The 20,523-nt window shown below is 37.9% G+C and carries 21 protein-coding genes; all 21 read right to left on the bottom strand.

Translation table 11 applies throughout. The annotated features are described in order from the left end of the window. Positions 1 to 20: 20 nt before the first annotated feature. Positions 21 to 1,148 (bottom strand): tRNA 2-thiouridine(34) synthase MnmA, encoded by a 1,128-nt coding sequence (mnmA, locus tag LA20531_RS09830; RefSeq protein WP_056939658.1) that lies wholly within the window; start codon positions 1,146 to 1,148, stop codon positions 21 to 23. A gap of 7 nt (positions 1,149 to 1,155) precedes the next feature. Then, complete coding sequence (locus LA20531_RS09825; RefSeq protein ID WP_013437640.1) at positions 1,156 to 1,497, bottom strand: DUF1831 domain-containing protein; 342 nt, start codon at positions 1,495 to 1,497, stop codon at positions 1,156 to 1,158. A 47-nt stretch (positions 1,498 to 1,544) separates the two neighbouring features. Beyond that, entirely contained in the window at positions 1,545 to 2,702 is a 1,158-nt protein-coding gene (locus tag LA20531_RS09820) for a cysteine desulfurase family protein (RefSeq protein WP_056939659.1), read from the bottom strand. A gap of 3 nt (positions 2,703 to 2,705) precedes the next feature. Continuing rightward, on the bottom strand, positions 2,706 to 3,401 hold the full coding sequence (locus LA20531_RS09815; RefSeq protein ID WP_056939660.1) for a 5'-methylthioadenosine/adenosylhomocysteine nucleosidase: 696 nt from the start codon (positions 3,399 to 3,401) through the stop codon (positions 2,706 to 2,708). 19 nt (positions 3,402 to 3,420) lie between these two features. Continuing rightward, positions 3,421 to 3,735, bottom strand: coding sequence for a hypothetical protein (locus tag LA20531_RS09810; RefSeq protein WP_056939661.1), 315 nt, complete (start codon positions 3,733 to 3,735; stop codon positions 3,421 to 3,423). Then, positions 3,735 to 4,304, bottom strand: coding sequence for an NUDIX hydrolase (locus LA20531_RS09805; RefSeq protein ID WP_056939662.1), 570 nt, complete (start codon positions 4,302 to 4,304; stop codon positions 3,735 to 3,737). The genes LA20531_RS09810 and LA20531_RS09805 overlap by 1 nt, the downstream gene beginning before the upstream one ends. A gap of 18 nt (positions 4,305 to 4,322) precedes the next feature. Continuing rightward, positions 4,323 to 4,526, bottom strand: coding sequence for a cold-shock protein (locus LA20531_RS09800; protein WP_013437635.1), 204 nt, complete (start codon positions 4,524 to 4,526; stop codon positions 4,323 to 4,325). Next, a complete protein-coding gene (ileS, locus tag LA20531_RS09795; RefSeq protein WP_056939722.1) occupies positions 4,526 to 7,309 on the bottom strand; it encodes an isoleucine--tRNA ligase in 2,784 nt (927 codons plus the stop codon). Before ileS ends, LA20531_RS09800 begins: the two co-directional genes overlap by 1 nt. A gap of 224 nt (positions 7,310 to 7,533) precedes the next feature. After that, positions 7,534 to 8,370 carry a DivIVA domain-containing protein gene (locus tag LA20531_RS09790; protein WP_056939663.1) on the bottom strand — a complete coding sequence of 279 codons (837 nt, stop codon included), beginning with the start codon at positions 8,368 to 8,370 and terminating at the stop codon, positions 7,534 to 7,536. After that, positions 8,346 to 9,146, bottom strand: coding sequence for a YlmH family RNA-binding protein (locus LA20531_RS09785; RefSeq protein WP_056939664.1), 801 nt, complete (start codon positions 9,144 to 9,146; stop codon positions 8,346 to 8,348). The genes LA20531_RS09790 and LA20531_RS09785 overlap by 25 nt, the downstream gene beginning before the upstream one ends. Then, a complete protein-coding gene (locus tag LA20531_RS09780; protein WP_056939665.1) occupies positions 9,146 to 9,448 on the bottom strand; it encodes a YggT family protein in 303 nt (100 codons plus the stop codon). Before LA20531_RS09780 ends, LA20531_RS09785 begins: the two co-directional genes overlap by 1 nt. After that, on the bottom strand, positions 9,448 to 9,885 hold the full coding sequence (locus tag LA20531_RS09775) for a cell division protein SepF (RefSeq protein WP_056939666.1): 438 nt from the start codon (positions 9,883 to 9,885) through the stop codon (positions 9,448 to 9,450). Before LA20531_RS09775 ends, LA20531_RS09780 begins: the two co-directional genes overlap by 1 nt. Before the next feature lie 19 nt (positions 9,886 to 9,904). After that, positions 9,905 to 11,263 carry a cell division protein FtsZ gene (ftsZ, locus tag LA20531_RS09770; RefSeq protein ID WP_056939667.1) on the bottom strand — a complete coding sequence of 453 codons (1,359 nt, stop codon included), beginning with the start codon at positions 11,261 to 11,263 and terminating at the stop codon, positions 9,905 to 9,907. Between the two features lie 15 nt (positions 11,264 to 11,278). Further along, the gene (gene ftsA / locus LA20531_RS09765) at positions 11,279 to 12,634 is read right to left on the bottom strand and encodes a cell division protein FtsA (protein WP_056939668.1); all 1,356 of its coding nucleotides are present in this window, start codon (positions 12,632 to 12,634) and stop codon (positions 11,279 to 11,281) included. A gap of 62 nt (positions 12,635 to 12,696) precedes the next feature. After that, on the bottom strand, positions 12,697 to 13,554 hold the full coding sequence (locus LA20531_RS09760; protein ID WP_056939669.1) for a cell division protein FtsQ/DivIB: 858 nt from the start codon (positions 13,552 to 13,554) through the stop codon (positions 12,697 to 12,699). 16 nt (positions 13,555 to 13,570) lie between these two features. Beyond that, entirely contained in the window at positions 13,571 to 14,677 is a 1,107-nt protein-coding gene (gene murG, locus LA20531_RS09755; protein WP_056939670.1) for an undecaprenyldiphospho-muramoylpentapeptide beta-N-acetylglucosaminyltransferase, read from the bottom strand. Position 14,678: 1 nt separating this feature from the next. Continuing rightward, a complete protein-coding gene (gene murD / locus LA20531_RS09750; RefSeq protein WP_013437625.1) occupies positions 14,679 to 16,058 on the bottom strand; it encodes a UDP-N-acetylmuramoyl-L-alanine--D-glutamate ligase in 1,380 nt (459 codons plus the stop codon). A gap of 3 nt (positions 16,059 to 16,061) precedes the next feature. Next, positions 16,062 to 17,030: a phospho-N-acetylmuramoyl-pentapeptide-transferase gene (gene mraY, locus LA20531_RS09745; protein WP_056939671.1), complete on the bottom strand. Its 969-nt coding sequence runs from the start codon at positions 17,028 to 17,030 to the stop codon at positions 16,062 to 16,064. A 6-nt stretch (positions 17,031 to 17,036) separates the two neighbouring features. Further along, positions 17,037 to 19,199: a penicillin-binding protein gene (locus tag LA20531_RS09740; RefSeq protein WP_056939672.1), complete on the bottom strand. Its 2,163-nt coding sequence runs from the start codon at positions 19,197 to 19,199 to the stop codon at positions 17,037 to 17,039. Further along, a complete protein-coding gene (gene ftsL, locus LA20531_RS09735; protein WP_056939673.1) occupies positions 19,199 to 19,561 on the bottom strand; it encodes a cell division protein FtsL in 363 nt (120 codons plus the stop codon). Before ftsL ends, LA20531_RS09740 begins: the two co-directional genes overlap by 1 nt. Before the next feature lie 13 nt (positions 19,562 to 19,574). After that, on the bottom strand, positions 19,575 to 20,522 hold the full coding sequence (rsmH, locus tag LA20531_RS09730) for a 16S rRNA (cytosine(1402)-N(4))-methyltransferase RsmH (protein WP_056939674.1): 948 nt from the start codon (positions 20,520 to 20,522) through the stop codon (positions 19,575 to 19,577). Position 20,523: the final 1 nt, after the last annotated feature.

Below are 20,523 nucleotides of genomic sequence, written 5' to 3'. Positions count from 1 at the left end.
ACATCCTTTTTAGCTTTCTCTTAAACTAATTGAAGTTGCTTATCTTCTTGGTAAGCTGCATCAATGTTGCCGCCACCCAAACATTCTTCACCATTGTATAAAACAAGTGCTTGTCCAGGAGTAACAGCACGTGCTGGTTCATCAAAGTAAACATCTGCAGTATTGTCAGCAGCATGATACTTAACGGTAACACCAATATCACATTGACGATAACGGAACTTGGCACTGCAATGCATTTCGAAATCATGATCTGGCTTGCCAGTAAAGAATGACATATCACTTGCCTTCAAGCGACTAGCATAAAGAAGTGGACTGTCGTAACCTTGTTCAACGATCAATTCATTCTTCTTTAAGTCCTTACCAACTACAAACCATGGATCAGTTGATTCCTTGGTTGAACCTAAGCCCAAACCTTGTCTTTGACCAATAGTGTAGTACATTAAGCCAGCGTGTTCACCGACAACTTTACCGTCTGGGGTAACCATTTTACCTGACTTAGCTGGCAAAAATTCGCTCAAGAACTTTCTAAAGTTTCTTTCACCGATAAAGCAAATACCAGTAGAATCCTTCTTCTTAGCTGTAGCTAAACCATTTGCCAAAGCAATCTCTCTTACTTGAGGCTTAGTTAAGTTAGCTAATGGGAAGATGACCTTTTTAATTTGATCTTGATTTAATTGACTCAAGAAGTAGGTCTGATCCTTGTTACCGTCCTTTGGACGCATCATGTGAGTTACGCCATTTGCATCCTTCACGGTCTTTGCGTAGTGACCCATTGCAATATAATCTGCATCCAAATCCATTGCGAATTCCAAGAATGACTTGAACTTAATCTGGCTGTTGCACATTACATCTGGGTTAGGAGTTCTGCCCTTCTTGTATTCATTTAAGAAGTACTCGAACACACGGTGCCAATATTCCTTTTCAAAATTAATTGAATAATAAGGAATACCGATCTTGTCAGCTACCTTTTTTACATCTTCGTAGTCTTCTGTAGCGGTACAAACACCCGCATCATCGGTGTCATCCCAGTTCTTCATAAATACGCCGACAACGTCGTAGCCTTGTTGATTGAGTAAAAGTGCTGAAACTGATGAATCAACACCGCCACTCATACCAACAACTACTCTAATCTTACTATTGTCAACCATTATTCAATCAATCCTTTACCTCTAGCAAAATATTACGCTCTTCAAGATCTTTTAAAATGTAGTTTAAAAGTTCAACAGTAGGCGCTAATTGCTTATTCTTAAAAATATTAACTTTTTGCAAACCACTGCGATCAGTAACGACCATAGTTAAATGTGACAAATCCTTATTAATAGTCATCTTCAACTTAGTAGGTGCATTATAAGGTGAATCATTGTAAAGGGGATGTTCATAATTGAAGTTACCCTTTGGTGTCTTTACAAAGCCTGCATCAATTAAAGCATAAAGCTTCAAATCAGAACTTAAAGTAAATTTACGTTTATCACCATTAATCACAACTGTATTTGCCATAATTTTCCTCACTTATTTATAATAAGTTGCTTTCTTTGTAAAAGCAACTATTTATTTTTTGATTGAATTCTTTTAGCAATTTTTACTAATTCTTGCGCAAAAGATTTAACTTCTTCCTCTGTATTATAACGCCCAAATGAGATTCTAATCGATTCATTTATGCGTGGAGAATCTGCACCAAAACATGCAATTAAAACATGTGAAGGCTCCAATGAGCCCGCGGTACATGCAGAACCACCTGAAACAGCGTAGCCATTCAAATCAAGATTGGTTTGCATCGAGGTGGTAGAAACTCCCTTAAGCCACAAATTCAATACGTGATGAGAATAGCCGGCTCCATATCCACCATTGATTCCATAGTCAATGTCATTATCGTCCAAGGCCTTTAAAATAATATCTTGAAAATGAGCATATTTTTCTTGCAGGCTCTCATGACCAATTTCTGATAATTCCTTAACAGCTTCACCAAAACCAGCAATTCCAGGCACATTTTCTGTTCCCGCACGACGTTTAGTTTCCTGTTCGCCGCCTAGAACTAAATTAGGAATATTAATATCGGCATTTTCGTACAAGAAACCTAAAAACTTAGGTCCATTAATTTTATGAGCCGATACTGATAATAAATCAATATGCATGGCCTTAACATCGATATCAATTGTGCCCATTCCTTGGACATTATCAACATGGAAGTAAGCATTGCTGTCTTTAACCAATTCGCCAATTTCCTTTAAAGGCATAATTGAACCAACTTCGTTATTAACAGCCATAGTTGAAACTAGAATCGTATCTGGAGTCAATTCCTTTTTTAGTTGATCCAAAGAAATATGACCAGTTTCATCAACATCTAAATAGACAATGTTGTAGCCTTCTTGCTCAAGACGTTTCATCGGATTTAGAACTGATGGGTGTTCAATTTTAGTGGTAATGATTTTTTTACCAATATTTTTACGACTATAAGCTGTTCCAAAAATTGCAGTGTTATTACTTTCGGAACCACCTGAAGTAAAAATAATTTCTCCGTCTTTAGCATTAATGCTTTCCGCAATTTGGTGACGAGCCTTGTCAATCACGTTTCTGGCCTTACGTCCCAATTCATAAGTACTTGATGCATTACCAAAATCATTCTTCATTTCATCAGTAATAACATTAATTACCTTAGGAGACATAGGGGTTGTGGCGGCATTATCTAAATAAATTTCACGCATACTCTAATTCATCTTTTCTACATAATCACTAATTAACTTAGCGGCCTTAGCTCCCACTTTCTTGACGAAAGTATCAAAATCTTCGTTAGCTGATCCATCACCATTATCGGAAATTGCACGCATAGCAACCAATGGCTTATTAAAGGCATGAACAACTTGTGCAAAGGCCGCACCTTCCATTTCAACACATAAAGCGTCTGGGAAGTTCTTTTTAATTTCTTCTTTTTGCTTACTTGATGCAATAAATGAGTCACCAGTTACTACTAAGCCTTCGCGAAAGGCAACATTTTGCTTTTTCAAGTAATTTGCAAATGCTGCACGTTCTGGTGAATCAAGTACAAATCGAGCTGGTTGTTGTGGAATTTGACCTTCTACATAGTCACCAGCTGCGGTATTATGCGCATCATAATATGCAAATGCATTAGGCAAAACAAGATCTTCTTGATGAACATCTTCTTTAAGGGCACCAGCTGAACCAGTCATAAATATTACATCAATATCAACACTAGTTAACAAACTAGAAAGATTCATGGCTGCTTGGACTTTACCAATACCACTCAAACCTAAATATACATCATTGCCATTAACAGAAAAATGTTCGAATTCAGTAGATCCGAACATTTCTTTATTTTCTGAATGGAAATGATTACGATAAAATTCAGCTTCTTCAGCCATTGGGACGATAATTGCAATCTTCATCTTATTCCTCATTTCCAAATTATAAATGAAATAGCGCAAGTAGCACTAAAACTATCAATACGATTACTAACAGAATAGCACGATTCAATCTTTTTTTCAGTTTTAAAGACTTATTTTCACGTACTGTCTCTTTATCAATAGTTTCATCGCGTTGATAAAACTCTTGTCCATCCCTAGTCAAGGGACGACGTAGATTTTCAACCTCGTTTTTATCCTTGGTGAAATCGGGATTAACATCAACTTCTTCTGAATCATTATTTGAAAAAGCTGACTTGACTTTATCTATTAAACCTTTTTTCTGCCGTTTACGATAATCAGAACGTTTCTCTGTCATTATTCTTTATTCTCGCTTTGAGTATTACGCAACAACATGTTTTCCCAAACAGTAATTGCATAAATAGTCTTGGCATCAACGATTTTTCCTTCAGATAACAAATTCTTCAATTCGTCTAAGCTGTACCAATCAGCGGTCAAGAATTCATCTTCATCCAATGAACGTTTGTCAGTAAGCTTAGTCAAAGTATCACAGTAGAAAAGATACATCTTTTCATCACAGAAGCCTGGGCTTGAGTAAAATTCACTTACCTTTTCCCAATAATCTGCCTTATAGCCGCCTTCTTCATTTAATTCACGTTTCATTGCATCAAGAGGACTGGCATCTGTAGGATCAATTAAACCTGCTGGAATTTCGAGCGTAATTTGTTTAATTGCTTCACGCCATTGCTTTACCAAAAGCATCTTTTGTTCATCGTTAATTGCGATCACGCCAGATGCTGGACGGTGTTTAATTATTTCTCTTGTTGCAGTTTCGCCATCAGGTAGCTTAATTGTGCGAACTGATAAATCTAAGATTCGTCCTTGAAAAATTTGCTGCGATGAGATTTCTGTTTCTTTTAAATCCACTAAGTCTCGTGTCTCCTTTTAGGCTAAATAAACATTAACGCATTGCAGGCCGTTTTTACCTTGAGCTAATTGATACTTAACTCTATCGCCTACTTTTAAGGTTTTATAGCCTTCTTCTTTAATGGCCTTATAAAAGACAAAATATGATTTATGATTCTTGTCATCTTCAATAAAGCCGTAGCTGCTGCCATCATCGAATTGTTTAACAGTACCTAAACGCATTATTCTTCTAATCCTTCTTGAACAGCTTCTGGATAATCAGCTTCTACAATCTTAGCACAACGACCACAAAGTTTTGGCAACTTAGGATCTTCACCAATATCAGTTCTGATCATTCTACAACGAGGACAAACTTCGCCTTCAGCATGTTCAACTACAATACTTGCATTATTCAATTTTTCAGCATCTTCAGGTGCTTCACCATCAGCGATGGTTAACTTAGATACGATCAAGATTTGTCTGAAGTCAGCATCTAAATCATCAAGCATAGCCTTAGTTTCCTTATCTGGATAAATAGTTACAGCTGCTTCGAATGATTTACCAATCAACTTCTTGTTTCTTGCATCTTCCAATGCCTTTAATACATCATTGCGAAGGTTCATGAATTTACCCCAGTTTTCAAGGAGTTCATCATGATTTGCATAACCTTCAACCTTAGGCATATTAGCAAGTTGTACGTAGTCTTCTGGTTCCTTCAAGAAGCCCCAAATTTCTTCCATAGTGTGTGGCAAAATTGGAGTTAAAACCTTGTCCAACTTAACTGCTGCATCGTAGATAACAGTTTGCATTGAACGACGTGCATGACTGTCTTGACCTTCGATATAAAGAACATCCTTGGCAAAATCAAGGTAGAATGCTGAAAGGTCGTTTGAAATGAAGTTGAAGACCTTCTTGAATACTGTAGTAAAGTCAAACTTGTCATATGCTGCCAAGCAGCCCTTTACTAAGTCATTCAATTTAACTTCCATGTATTGGTCAACTGAACGAAGATCATCATAAGCAATACGGCTTTCCTTTGGATCAAAATCACTTGTGTTAGCAAGCATGTAACGGAAAGTGTTTCTGATCTTTCTGTAGCTTTCTGCTGATTGTTGCAAAATACCCATTGAAACTGCAACGTCAGAAGTAGTGTCAGCTTGAGCAACCCAAAGTCTGATGATTTCGGCACCCATACGTTTAATTACGTCGTTTGGTGAAATGACATTGCCAAGTGACTTGGACATCTTGTGACCCTTGTCATCCAATACGAAACCTTGTGACAATACTTCTTTGTAAGGAGCCTTACCAGTTACAGCAACTGAAGTAATCAAACTTGAGTTGAACCAACCACGGTATTGGTCACTACCTTCAAGATAAAGGTCTGCTGGGAAGTGCAAGCCATCACGTTTTTCCATTACGCCTGACCATGATGAACCAGAGTCAAACCAAACATCAAGGATATCCTTTTCCTTAGTAAATTCACCATTTGGTGAGTGTTCTGAAGTAAAGCCGTCTGGCAATAATTCCTTAGCAGTGTGAGTGTACCAAGCGTTTGATCCTTCTTTTTCAAAGATCTTGGCAATATGTTCAATAGTTTCTGGAGTAACAACTGGAGTACCATCTTCAGCGTAGAAGATTGGAAGTGGCACACCCCAAGCACGTTGACGTGAAATTACCCAGTCACCACGGTCCTTAATCATGTTGTACAGACGTGTCTTACCCCATGAAGGGATGAATTCAGCCTTATCAATTTGATCAAGAATTTGATCTCTAAATGGAGCAATTGAAGCAAACCATTGTGTAGTTGCTCTAAAGATAACTGGTTTCTTAGTACGCCAATCGTGTGGGTATGAGTGAGTGAAGACCTTAAGTTTAAGAAGTGCACCAGCGTCCTTAAGCTTTTGGATCATCAATTTATCTACGTCTTGGTAGAACATGCCCTTAAGTTCAGGTACTTCATCAGTGTAGCAACCATGTGCATCTACTGGGCTGAAGATTGGTAAATTGTACTTTTGACCCACGTTAAAGTCATCTTCACCAAAACCAGGTGCAGTATGAACTAAACCAGTACCATCATCCAAAGTTACGTGGAAACCTTCAATTACAAGACTTTCCTTATCGTAGATTGGGTGCTTAGCCTTCATGTATTCCATGTCGGCACCCTTTACAGTTTGAACGACCTTGTAGTCATCCCAACCGATTTCTTCAGCAACCTTGTCAAGTAAGCCACTAGCTACAACGTATCTCTTGTCGCCTACTTGAACAACTGAGTAATCAAATTTAGGGTTAACACAAATAGCTTCGTTAGCTGGAATAGTCCAAGGAGTAGTAGTCCAAATTACGAAGTAAGTATCCTTAGGGTCGATAATACCCTTACCGTCAGTAACTGGGAAAGCAACAAAAATTGAGTTTGCTTCAACGTCCTTGTATTCAACTTCTGCTTCTGCCAAAGTTGATTCACTTGACCATGACCAGTAAACTGGCTTCTTACCCTTGTAAATGTAACCCTTCTTGTACATTTCACCGAAGACACGAATTTCTTGTGCTTCGAAATCGTGTTGCAAAGTAATGTATGGGTGATCCCAATCTGCCATTACTCCCAAACGCTTAAAGTCAGTCATTTGCTTTTGAATTTGTTCTTCAGCATATTGACGACAAAGTTCACGATACTTAGCACGATCCATTGTCTTACGATCTACACCTTTTTTGGCCAATTGTTGTTCAACTGGAAGACCATGAGTATCCCAACCTGGAACGTATGGTGCATAATAACCATTCATGTTCTTGTAACGAACAATGATATCCTTTGAAATCTTGTTCAAAGCGTGGCCCATGTGAATATTACCGTTAGCAAATGGAGGGCCATCATGTAAATCGAAACGAGGGTGACCTTCGTTTAACTTTAATCTTTGTTCATATAAATCATTTTCTTCCCATTCTTTTTGCCATTGAGCTTCACGAACGGGTAAATTACCACGCATCTTAAATTTAGTTTTACCTAAATTAAGCGTATCCTTAATTCTCATTAACATTAATCCTTTCTAAAAAAGAAAACCTCGTCCCAAATTAGGACGAGGTTAACCGTGGTACCACCTAAATTGAACTCAAAATGAGTTCCACTTAATTTTGCGTAACGTGCAAAATACGTTTAGATCAATAGGCAGCTGATCAACTATCCGGCTCTTATGTTAGTCTCGCACCACCACTAACTCGCTGATTTGCCATCAAGTTTTACTGTCAATCTAATTAGCTATTTTTTATAATCGTCCGGAAATACAATCGTTGAACCTAACTTGCTTGCTGCATCGTCGGGCTTAATATTAACTGTCTCATGACTCGGACTGTCCCCTGTCATTGGCTTAGGAGCTGAATCATTGTCATCGTCGTCAGGATCATCTGGCGTTTCTAAACTCAAATCATCAGGGTCTTGAGAAGAGTTTACGTCATTTTCATCGTAGTTGTCAATATCTTCGTCGTCATCATCGTCTAATGCGGCTTCACGAGCAAACTCTTCTTCTTGTGATTCTGGACCAGCTGGAAGAGGTTCAGCACCGCCACCTGGATAGAAACGTTGTGTATGGAAATATTCATCCAATGCATGTTGCCAACGTTCATCACTCAAATTATCAATTTCATCTTGTAACATTGATTGCATCCGATTACGGAATTCACCAATTTGCTCTTTCAAGCGCTTATAATCGCTTGAAATAACTTCTTGTTGTTGCTTTTGATAATTTGTATCAGTCTCAGCTTGCTTTTTAGCATCTTCAACAATGCGTCTAGCTTCTGCCTCTGCTCTTTCTTTCATTTCATCTGCATTTTGTTGAGCAGAAATAAGAGACTTATTGATTGATTTCTTCTTGTCATTGTATTCATCAACTTGAGCTTGTAGATCTTTTATCTTAGAGTTTAAAGATACAACCTCATTCTTTAAATCAACGATTTGATCAAGCGCATCCCCATAATTATCAACGATTTCATCTAAGAAGCTGTCTACTTCGTAGCGATCATAACCATTACGCCCCCTAGACTTAAACTCCTTATTATGAATATCCATTGGAGTCAATTGCGTTTTTTTGTCTGCCAAAGTTTGAGCACCACCTTATACTTACCTTTTCTTGTAGCCGAAACATCCTCAATTAAAATTCGACCAAAATGTCTTAGGCTTAAGACATCATTTTCTTTTACCATTATATTAGAATCTATTACGTCATGCCAATTTAATTTGACTAATTGACTATTAATCATCTTTTGGATTTGGCCGCGGCTTTGTTTGCTGATCCCAGACAAAACAGCATCGATTCTCATAGAAGCAACAATTTCAGTTTTTTCACTAGAATCATCTTCGGGCACTAAAACCTCTTTAAACGTAATTGGTTTTAATTTTACTTGTGCTCTTCCTATTCGATCGATTTGTTCTTCAAAGAAATCAGCTAGTTCTTTTTTAGCAAAAAACTGCCACTTGCCATTTCCATCAGTAATGATATCACCAAAAGTATCAGTATCAATGCCTGAATTAGCTAAAGTACCTAAGATGGCACTGTGATTAATTTGAATAAATTTCTGAGGGTAATCTATTTCATAGGGCTGAATTTGGTAATCGTCTGGACGAAGATTAACCCATTCCTCGCTTAAAAATACCCTCTTCTTTTCTGCGTCAGAATAACCACCATACTCTTGGATAAAGGCATCATTACCAACAATTGTTTTCAAAATATCTCTTTTAGCTGGATCTAGAAAATCCGTTAAAATTGATTCATGTTTAAAAATCAACTGATTAAAAAGACCAGTAAAATAGTCAATTACTGGTCTTTCTTCTTGATTAAAATGTGGGTAAAACTTACTTGCTTGTCTACGTTCCATTAACCTACTAGCCTCAATAAAAGATTAAAAATCCAAATCAAGACATAATTTTGTACGAAATACAAAATGAATAACGCAATTATTGGAGAAACATCAATCCCCGTTGAATAAGCTAATCTAGCAAGTGGACCTCTTCTAAATAAGTCTAGATATGGATTAACAACTTTATCTAAGAAGCGCCCCACAGCTGAGTTGCGCAACATTGGCAACCAACTCATAATTGCGTCGATTACGATAAAAAGACTGTAGAGCCATAATATCCAAGTAAGAATTAAATAAATTGTATGTATTACGTTGAACATTAACTTAAATTATCTTTCTTATCCACTAAATCACTAATTTTTCCATCAGTGACAAACTTTGGTGGCGTAGCCAAAAAGATTCGATCACCGATGCGTTGGATTTCACCATTCAAGGCATAAACCGTGCCTGTAATGAAATCAACGATTCTACGAGCTGAGTCGTCTTCCATTCTACTAAAATTGATCACCACTGCTTTATTGTTAAGCAAGTTTTGTGCAACATCTTTAGCATCTGAATAAACTCTAGGTTCGTACAATACGATTTTGCTCTTAGATGAATTTAAACCGGATTTAATTGATACTACATTATCACGGCTTACAGAATTTAGAGGTACATCTTCGTTGTTTTCGTTACTCTGAGCAACATATTCTTCATCATTTTCCAATTCATCATCATTTGAAATTCCAAAGAATCTGCCTAATTTATCAAAAGCCATCGTTATTTACCTCCGACTACTAGTTTTCGCCACGATGCTTAAAGAATGGGATATCACTGTTATCATCATCGTCATCTTGAGCACTAGTTTCAATTTGAGAAATACTGTCTTGACCATCATTACCAAAAGCATCAAAACTTTCTTGATCCTTCATTGGTTCAGCAGGCTTGGCATTTCTTCTTTGATTATCTTGATTATCGTTCAAACCCCAAACACTAGTAGGATCTACCATAGTTTGCTTTGGAGCTTCATGCTTTTCTTCTGTTTCAGAAGCTGGGTGAACAGTTTGTGGTCGATCAACTGGTTGAGTTTCAGTTTCAGGTTGAACTGTCTTATTAGCTTCTGGTTCAGCAGCCTTCTTAGGTTGAGCCTTAATTTGGTGACTGCGTCCTGGTAACTGCTTTGATGCAGCTTCTTCGGCTTCAGAATCAATACCAGTAGCAATAACTGTTACAACAACTTCATCACCTAAGTTTGGATTAATTGAAGTACCGAAGATAATGTTTACATCATCGCCAGCTGCCTTAGAAACGATTTCTGATGCATCTTGTGCTTCAAACAAAGTAAGGTCAGGACCACCAGTAATGTTAAGAAGAACTTGCTTAGCACCATCGATTGAAACTTCAAGAAGTGGTGAAGAAATAGCAAGCTTAGTTGCTTCAACAGTTCTGTTTTCACCACTAGCACGACCGATACCCATCAAGGCTGCACCTTGGTTTTCCATAACAGTCTTAACATCGGCAAAGTCCAAGTTAACGTAGTCAGTTGAAGTGATCAAGTCTGAAATACCTTGAACACCTTGCTTCAAGACATTATCTGCTTCCTTGAAGGCATCCATCATAGGGGTCTTCTTGTCAACCATTTCAAGCAAACGGTTATTAGCAATGATAACTAAAGTGTCAACGTATTGCTTAAGTTGAGTAATACCTTCAGCGGCGTTTTTTGAACGCTTAGGGCCTTCAAAACTAAATGGACGTGTAACTACCCCAACGGTTAAAGCACCAGTCTCACGTGCAATTTTGGCTACTACAGGAGCTGCACCAGTACCGGTACCACCACCCATACCAGCGGTAATGAAGATCATATCTGCACCCTTGAGTGCATCTTCAATTGTTTGTTCACTTTCTTCAGCTGCTTTTTGTCCAACTTCTGGATGTGAACCAGCACCTAAACCACGTGTCAATTTAGGTCCTAATTGAATCTTGTTTTCAGCTTTATTGCTGTTTAATGCTTGCACATCAGTGTTTGCTGCAATAAAGGAAACTCCTTGTACACCATCGTCAATCATTCGGTTAACAGCATTGCCTCCGGCACCGCCAACACCAATAACTTTGATGACAGCATTTTTATTGTCGTCTGAATCGAATGTAAAATCCATTAAATTTACCCACCTTTAATCAAAGAATTTCTTAAAGAAGCTCTTTAAGCCATTAGTTTTTTCTCGATTATTATATTTTTCATCCGATGAAGATGCGTCTTCATCGGATATTTTGTTTCTATTATAAGCTTCTTTGGCTTGACTTTCACTATTAGAAGCCGTACTTTTCGAAATCTTGGAACTTTTTGTTTGAACAGGTTCTTCAACTTCAGTTTCACCAAAGCCGTAAATTACTCCGTTAACTAAATAGTAGATTTCTGACATCTTGTATGAATAATTTACAATACCATAAGCAGCAGTATAAATTGGATTACGCATTCCAATTTGATCAGGTTGATAAATACGTGCTTTTACATTTAAGCCATTGGCCGTCAAACTATCAATGCCTTCTAACAAGCTTGTGCCACCGGTAATTACGATACCACCTGGTTGCTTTAAGGCATGGTGCTTAGCAAGCCCTTTACCTAATCTGGTCAAAATTTGCTCCAAACGAGCATTAATGATTTCACTGAGGTAAACCTCATCAATCATTTGTTGTCCATTAGCGCCTACGCTGTTAATTGCAAACTTATCATTCTTTGAGGCAAAATCAGGATCTGCATAACCATAATCCAATTTAATTTGTTCCGCATCGCTCTTAGAAATACTTAAAACAGTGGAGATATCATTAGTAATATCGCTGCCACCTTCTAAGTCGATGTTAGCGTATTTGATTTGATCATCTTTAATTACAGTCGCAGTACTTACACCGCCACCTAAGTCAATAATAACTGACCCAAAGGTGCGCTCGCTTTCGTTTAATGCAACACTGGAAATTGCCAATGGAGTTGGTACGAAGAAGTTATTATGATATCCAGCTCGTTCGATTGCTTTCTTAATGTTGTGCAATGGACCTGTAGGAGCAGTAAGCAAAATGCCACTTACGCCTAATGAACGAGCGATCATCTTTCTTGGATCGTCAACTTCGGTCTTACCATCGATTAAAAAGCGACTTGGCAAGAAAGTGATTGCATCACGATTATCCTTAGCTGCAGATTTAATAGCAGATTGGATTGCACGCTTAACATCACCATTACTTACTTCTTGGCCTTGTTCGCCAACATTGCTAAAACCAGTAGCTGTCTCTAATTGCAGCATCCCTACTGGAATCCCAGCAACAACGCTATATATTTTAGCGTTAGTCTTTTCAGCTACACTCTTAAGTGCTCTACTAATTGCCGCAGCAGTTTGATCGATATCAACGATTTGACCATGTCTCATGCCAGAATTAGGCGTGGTAACTGCACCAATCACTTTACCTGAATCTGCAACAACGGCTTTTATACTTGTGGTTCCTATATCGAGTCCCACTAAAAGATTTGAGTTCTCCAAAATTAAGCCCCCATTAATATTTGCCCTAAAAAATTTTTAACATAGATAAATATTTATAGCAGTTACGATATACCGTAAGCCCTTTTCTCACTAGAAGTTAAAGGTCTACTAAATGCGCCTACTTCCAAATCGATTAAGCTGTTCTTACCAGCCTTGACTTTAATCTGGTCGTAATATTTAACCTTATCTTTGATAGTAACAACATTACCAACAACTACATTGCCATCTTTCATGACAAAAATAATTTGCGAATTTCGTCTAGTGTTCCCACTTAATAATTTTACCTGATTTCTGAAGTTTTTAGGTAAACTATTAAACAACTTTAAATCTTCTTTTAAGGAACCTGATTTGTTGTACCCAACGAAAATAGGTTTATCTTGATCTACCTTTGACCAAGTTAAAGACTTGCTGCCGATTTGGCCATTATTTAAAATCTTGCGATAATTATCTCCATCTTTCAAATATCCCATTGTTGGCCGCTCATTAACCTGTAAAATCAATTGATTAACATGGCCTAAATGAGCTTGTGCACTTTGAATTTCAGGATATTTCTTGGACAGCTTTTGACTTAAGTCTTTCTGCTGGAACAAATAATCAAAAACCTTATCGCTTGCTTTAATTTTAGAGACCTTAACAACCTCTTTAATTGGCAAATCATCTGCACCTACTACTTTAACCGTACTAATATTTGCTAAGGGCGAAATATAACAGCCTAAACCTACAACTGCCAAAATTGAAACAGTCATTATTAAACCTAGTCTGCGTCTCAATGAACGACGTCTTTCGGCTTGCAGACTAGAAAGCGAGGCAGAGATCTTGGCTTGTCCCTTGCGGCTATTTTTCTGCTGATTAAATTCATGATTCAAGTAAGGAGACAATTCTTTTCTTGGATCAATTTTTGTTACCGGCTTTTTGGCCATCTGCCTCACCTGCTTTCTAACGAGAAATTTCTTGCATTACCTTAATTACTTGATCAGAGGCATCTGGAACACCTAAAGCCTTGGAGGCTTTGCTCATTTCATGAGCATATTTTTCATCAAGCAAAATGTGATCAATTGAAGAGACGAAATTATTTGGATTTAAGTCATCTTCAGGAATAACTAATGCTGCACCAGCTTTTTCCAAATCAAGTGCGTTCTTCATTTGGTGATTATGAGTAACATTTGGACTTGGAATTAAAATTACTGGAACACCTAATGCAGTAAATTCCGCAATACTGGTTGCACCTGATCTAGAAACAACACAGGTCATTTGTGGCAAAAGCTCAGGCATGTTCTTAATATATGGCAAAATCTTAATGTTTGTACCAATATCAACATCCTTTAACTTCTTTTGAACAGAGTCAAAGTAATAAGTACCTGTAGCCCAGATGATTTGATATGACTTCTTTTTAAGTGTCATTAATGACTGAAGCATGATGCGGTTGATTGCCAATGCACCACGTGAACCACCAAAGACCAACACTGTTGGCATTTGTGGGTTAAGACCCCATTCTTTCTTCAAATCGATCTTTTCTTCGTGCAAGCCTAAAACTTGTTGTGAACGAGGATTACCTGTCTTAACCAATTTTTTCTTTTCATAAAATTCTTTGGCAGCATCATCAAAGGTGTAACAAATTTTGTCAACATAGTGACCTAAAAACTTGTTAGCTAAACCAACTACAGAGTTTGATTCGTGGATCATGGTTGGAATATGCATTTTGGCAGCTTCATAAACCATCGCACCACTTACATAACCACCAGTACCTAACACAACGTCTGGTTTAAATTCTTGCAAAATCTTACGTGCACTCTTGGTAGCTTGCAAGAACAACTTTATCGTCTCAAAGTTCTTCAACGGATGCTTACGGTTAAAGCCTTGAATCTTAATGGTTTTAAAGTTAACCCCAGCAGCAGGAACGATTCTTGATTCTAGACCCTTTTGCGTACCTACAAACAAGATTTCATCGCTTTTGCTAATTCCGCGTTCTTTCAAACGTTCAATAATTGCCATGATTGGGTAAATGTGGCCACCAGTTCCGCCGCCTGTAAATATAACTCTCATTTTATTTAGTCTTTAATTCCTTAACAAATCTAACAAAGTAATCGCCACGTTCTTCGAAGGTTCTGAATTGATCCCATGAAGCACAAGCTGGTGAGAACAATAATACGTCGCCAGGTTCAGTCAATTCATAAGCTCTTGGAACGGCTTCTTGAAGGGTATTAACGATCACGATATCCTTAATGCCAGCTTTTCTAGCTGCATCAGCCAAAAGATACTTAGTTTCACCATAAAGAACGATTGACTTAACGTGCTTCTTAAATAATGGTACCAAATCGTCAAAGGTGAATCCTCTATCTAGACCACCAGCAATTAACACTTCTGGTTCCTTAAATGCAGGAATGGCTACCGTAGCAGCTTCAATATTAGTTGACTTAGAATCATTATAAACCTTTCGACCATCAAGTGTTGTTACATATTGCAAACGATGCTTAGCACCAGTAAAAGTGCTTAAAACTGCCGCAATATCATCATTGTCAGCACCCATAATCTTAGAAATAGCGATCGCTACTAAACTGTTTTGCAAGTTATGGATACCTGGCAACTTGATATCAGCAATCTTCATAATCTTTTCGTTTTGGCTTTCAAGATATTCATCACCGATAAAGTAATCTGCATTATGATCAGTTTCTGAGAAAGTTTGCATCTTAGCTGGAGATACTTTCTTTTCTTGAGCCAAAATGTCCTTTTGATCATAGTTAGCGATAAAGTAATCGTCACTAGTTTGGGTTCTAGTTACGTTCAATTTTGCGTTGACATAATTTTCAAAGGTCTTGTGGTAGTCCAAGTGAACATTGTGATAAATATCAACGATAGCTGCAACCTTAGGATCAATGTCAGTTACACCTAAAAGTTGGAAGCTTGAAATTTCCACTACTAAGATATCGTCTTTAGTGGCCTTAGGAACAACTTCTGAAATTGGCACACCAATGTTACCAACGGCATAAGCGTGGTGACCAGATTTTTGCAAATGGTGATCCAAAATTCTTTGAGTAAGCATTACTGTAGTAGTCTTACCGTTTGAACCTGTTACACAAACATAAGGCGCCTCACTGCAGCTCAATGCGATTTCAGGTTCAGTAATAATAGGAATATTTAATTCCTCAGCCTTTTGGACCATTTGGTTTTCGTAGGGTATACCTGGGTTCTTAACTAAATAATCAAAGTGTTCTTTTTCAAGAAGGTCAACTGGGTGATGTCCACCGATTACACGGACGCCTCTAGCCTTTAATTCTTGTGCTTTTTCATTCTTATCAAGATCAGCTTTGTCATTTAAAGTTAGCTTAGCGCCCAACTTTAATAGCAACTCACTAACAGCAAAACCGCTTTTTCCTAAACCTAAAACTAAAATATTCTTATCAGTATAAGTTTTAATATCCTTCATTTTTTATCCCCAAATCGCTAAATACAAAATACTACCAATTAAACCAACAATCCAAAATACAGTGTCAACTTTCCATTCGGACCAGCCCAGCATTTCGAAGTGGTGGTGAATAGGAGTCATCTTAAAGATTCTCTTACCTGTTGTTTGGAATGAAATTACCTGCAAAATTACACTAGCAGTTTCGCAAACAAAGACAATTCCGACAAGCAAAAGTGACCATGGTCTGTTAAGCATGATACTTACAGTAGCCAAACCGCCACCTAAAGCAAGGGAACCAGCATCCCCCATAAAGATCTTAGCTGGTTTATGGTTGAAAATAAAGAAGGCAATTAAACCACCGATTACACTCATACAAAAGGCCAAAACAGCAAAATTCTTTTGTTTAAATGCAATATAAGCATAAGTACCGTAGGCCACAACCGATAAGCCAGTTGCTAAACCATCAAGTCCATCTGACAAGTTAACAGCGTTTGAAAAACCAACCAGCCAGAAAATAATGAAAATGATGAATAAAACTACGCTATGCACAACTCCGGCGAAAGGAATGTACAAGCCAAATTGGAAATGATCACTTGAAGCAATCATAACAATTACAATCGCAATAATAATTTGAAGAGCTAATTTTTGCCATGCTCTCAAACCTAAATTACGCTTGAAGTAAAGTTTGATTCCATCATCAAGGAAACCAATTATACCGTAGCCCAACAAACTGATAACCAAAATCCAGACTACTTTGTTCAAATTATGTTGCCATGCAGCAACCCAAATAACGGAAATACCAGCAGCGATAACGAAAACTGTTCCTCCCATAGTTGGCGTACCAGATTTTTTCTGGTGCCACTTAGGACCTTCATCACGAATTTCTTGTCCTTCATGGTGTGAACGCATGAATCTAATCAACAACGGTATAAAAATCACTGTCAAAATCAGTGAACTAACTAAAGCAATACAGCTTGCCAGCATAATATTCATTCTATGCTACTCCTTTAAATTAACTTTTATTTTCTTCCCGGCCTTTATTTCTGTCCCTTTAGCCACATCTTGGCTAGCAACAGTTCCGGTTCCCTTCATACTAAATTTAACGCCTGTGAGGTTTGCAAACTCATACAAATCATTAATGCTCCAGCCGCGCATATCTGGGCAAGTTACCTTACCAGATGTAGATACAAATATCTTATCGCCTGACTCCAATCTTTCGCCCTTCTTGATGCCTTGATCAATAATCTTCTTGCCACTACCAACCTTAACAATATTCAAACCAATTTGATTTGCTTTGGCAACAGCTTGATTATAGGTCATGCCCTTAAGGTTAGGTACTTCAACAGTAGTTGAAGCATTGTCGTTTTTAGACATTGAGATGATTCTGCTCATCATTGGCTTAAAGATAGAAGCCAAGATCTTTTCAGCAGTAGCACCACCACCTAAATGTGGTTGTTTAAGCGTTAAGTAAATACAATAGCGTGGACTGCTTGCAGGGTAAACACCAACTACTGAGAAGATGTAGTTGCTGTCGCCCTTCAAATAACCGCCGCCCTTTGGATTAGCTATCTGAGCAGTACCAGTTTTAACACCAATATCAGCATTACCCATCTTGTAGGCATTACCAGTACCAGATTGTTTATTAAGTACCTTCTTCATATTAGCTAAAACAATTTTCTTGGTCTTATTGCTGTAAACTGGTGAACCAACTTTCTTGATTTCATAGCCCTTAATTGTTTTACCGTTTGAGTCAGTAATCTTATCAACTAATTGCGGCTTGACCATTTGACCATTATTAGCAAGTGAACTGTAAGCCTGCATCATTTGCATTACATTGACGTTTACACCCTGACCAAATGCAGTAACGGCCTGGTCAACTGGCGTCTTGAATGAAATGAAGCCTGGTTGTTCTCCTGGAAGCGTAATTCCAGTCTTTTCACCAATATGGAACTTCTTCAAGTATTTCTTCCAGGTCTTGGCACCCATCTTTTGTTCCAACTTAACAAACCCAGTGTTACTTGAACGCTCGAAGGCTTGTGAAAATGGAATTGTACCCCAACCAGAAGTTAACCAGTCGTGAATAGTTGAGCCGCCAATATTTACTGATCCTGAACGATAGTATTCATTAGGGTTGTAATTGCCACTGTTAACTACTGCCGCAAAGGAAAGTACCTTGAATACTGAACCCGGTTCATAAGTATCTTGAACTAAGATATTACGATATGCCTTAGTTAAACCTTTTCTAGTTTGTGGGTTAAACGTTGGCCGTTGTGAAGCTGCCAAAATCTTCCCAGTCTTCATATCTTCAACAACTGCAGTCATTGATGTTGGACTGTAAGCCTTTTGTACATCTGTCAAACGCGATTCAAGATAACTTTGCAGTTGTGAATCAAGCGTCAGGTAGAGGTTGTTACCATTCTTAACTGGCTTATAAATCTGATTGCCATTAGGCATTTGATATTCAGATGCATCAACTGAAGAAATTCGGTAACCATCAGTACCAGTCAAAGTCTTGTTAAAGTAGGCTTCAATCCCCATGGTACCTACCAAGTTTTGAGCATTGGTCTTTTTATCATAGATAGGTTGAGCCAAACCCACAACGTGAGAAGCAAAATTACCATTAGGATAAAGTCTAGATGGCGTAGCCAAGAATTTAATTCCTGGCAATTTCATTGCCTCAATCTTCTTCTTTTGCTTGCTGGTTAACCAGCTGCCTGCTGTACCAAATTGAACTTGGAAAGTCTTGTGCTTTGGCGTCAGATATTGATAGATCTTATCCGCCGACATTGGCAAAACTTTAGCCAACTTTTCAGCTGTCTCAGATTTATTAACTACATATTCTGGCTTGTTTTTGTAGTTGATTGACGACTTATCCAAAATTGCATAAATAGTGTACAAATGCGATTCTTCCGCAATCGCCAATCCATTTCGATCATAAATGGTTCCGCGCGTGGCTTTAATAACCTGATTACGTTTATAAAGCTCTTTAGTACGTTCGGATAAATTTTCACCATTAACTGTCTTAGATATTCCGATATATAAAAATCTAGCCGTAAATACAAGAAAAACCAAAGCGACAGCTACTTGGAGAAATCTCCCCACTGTAAAGCGGTAGCTGTGGGCTTTGGATTTTTGTAATTTTAAATTACTGTTTTTTTTCATTAGCGAATTGTCCTAATGTTTTTATTAATAAGAGTTAAGCCCTTTTCGCGAGCAATTTTATTTAAACGCGTAGTTGAGGTCAACTCACCAATTTCTTGACGTAAATCGGTAATCCTGTTCTGTTCCTTAGCAACTGATTGTTGAGTATTGGTTAACTCATGTTGAGCCGAAGTTGCAGAAATGCTAGAAGAAACTAAAAAAATCATCATCCCAAGCGTAATCACGCTTCCAACAATTAATAAAGTTTTTTCTACCCAATTATAAGGAACTTTACGCGGATCAAGGATAATTCGTTGACGTTTCTTAGAACCATTTTGCTTACTTGGTTCATATTCTATTCTTCTTGCTGAACTGTCAGCCATAACATTTTCCTCTTTATAACTTCTCTGCAACCCGTAGTTTTGCACTGTGTGAGCGGTTATTTTTCTCTAACTCCGAAGTCGAGGCGGTAATTGGTTTGCGATTAACCAAACGCAGCGTTGGTTTCATATCGTCTGGTACAAAAGGCATCCCTCTTGGCACCTCTACTTCTGAATACTTCTTAAAAATCTTTTTAACGATTTTATCTTCATGAGACTGGAATGTAATCACACTGATTCGACCGCCAGGTCTTAAGACCCTAATTGCTTCTTCCAGAGAAGCTTGCAATACATCTAATTCATGATTAACGGCCACTCGCAAAGCTTGAAAACTCTTCTTTGCCGGGTGTCCTCCTGTCCTTCGTGCATATGCAGGGATTGCCTCTTTAATTATGTCAACCAGTTCAAAAGTTGTCACAATTGGCTTATCCTTACGTCTTTCCACGATTTTGTGAGCTATTTGACGGGAGAATTTTTCATCTCCATATTTGTACAAAATATCCGCTAGTTCTTTTTGACTTAAAGTATTAACTAACTGATAAGCATCTAAGCTTTGACTTTGATCCATCCTCATATCAAGCCGAGCATTATAGCGGTATGAAAAACCGCGATCAGCCTGATCAAACTGAGGGGATGAGACACCTAAATCATAGTATATGCCATCTATGCCATCTGAATAACCTAGCTCAACCAGATCCCGCTGCAGATTCGTAAAGTTGTCATGTACGAGCTTCAATTTAGGTTCACTATCCGGTTCCAATAAATTAGCAAAGTTCAACTTTGCCGATTTTATTGCGTATTCATCTTGGTCAAAACCTATCAACGTACCGGTGTCAATTTTGCTGAGCAAATATCTTGCATGCCCACCACCGCCAAAAGTTGCATCTACATAAAGACCACCGTTTTTTGGTTTCAAATTGTCGATAGTTTCATGTAAGAGTACACTGGTGTGTTTGAATTTCATA

Source organism: Lactobacillus amylovorus DSM 20531 (assembly GCF_002706375.1).
In the GTDB taxonomy this organism is placed as follows: Bacteria; Bacillota; Bacilli; order Lactobacillales; family Lactobacillaceae; genus Lactobacillus; species Lactobacillus amylovorus.
Note: the sequence above shows the minus strand (reverse complement) of the source record. Positions and strands in the feature narration are given on the sequence as shown.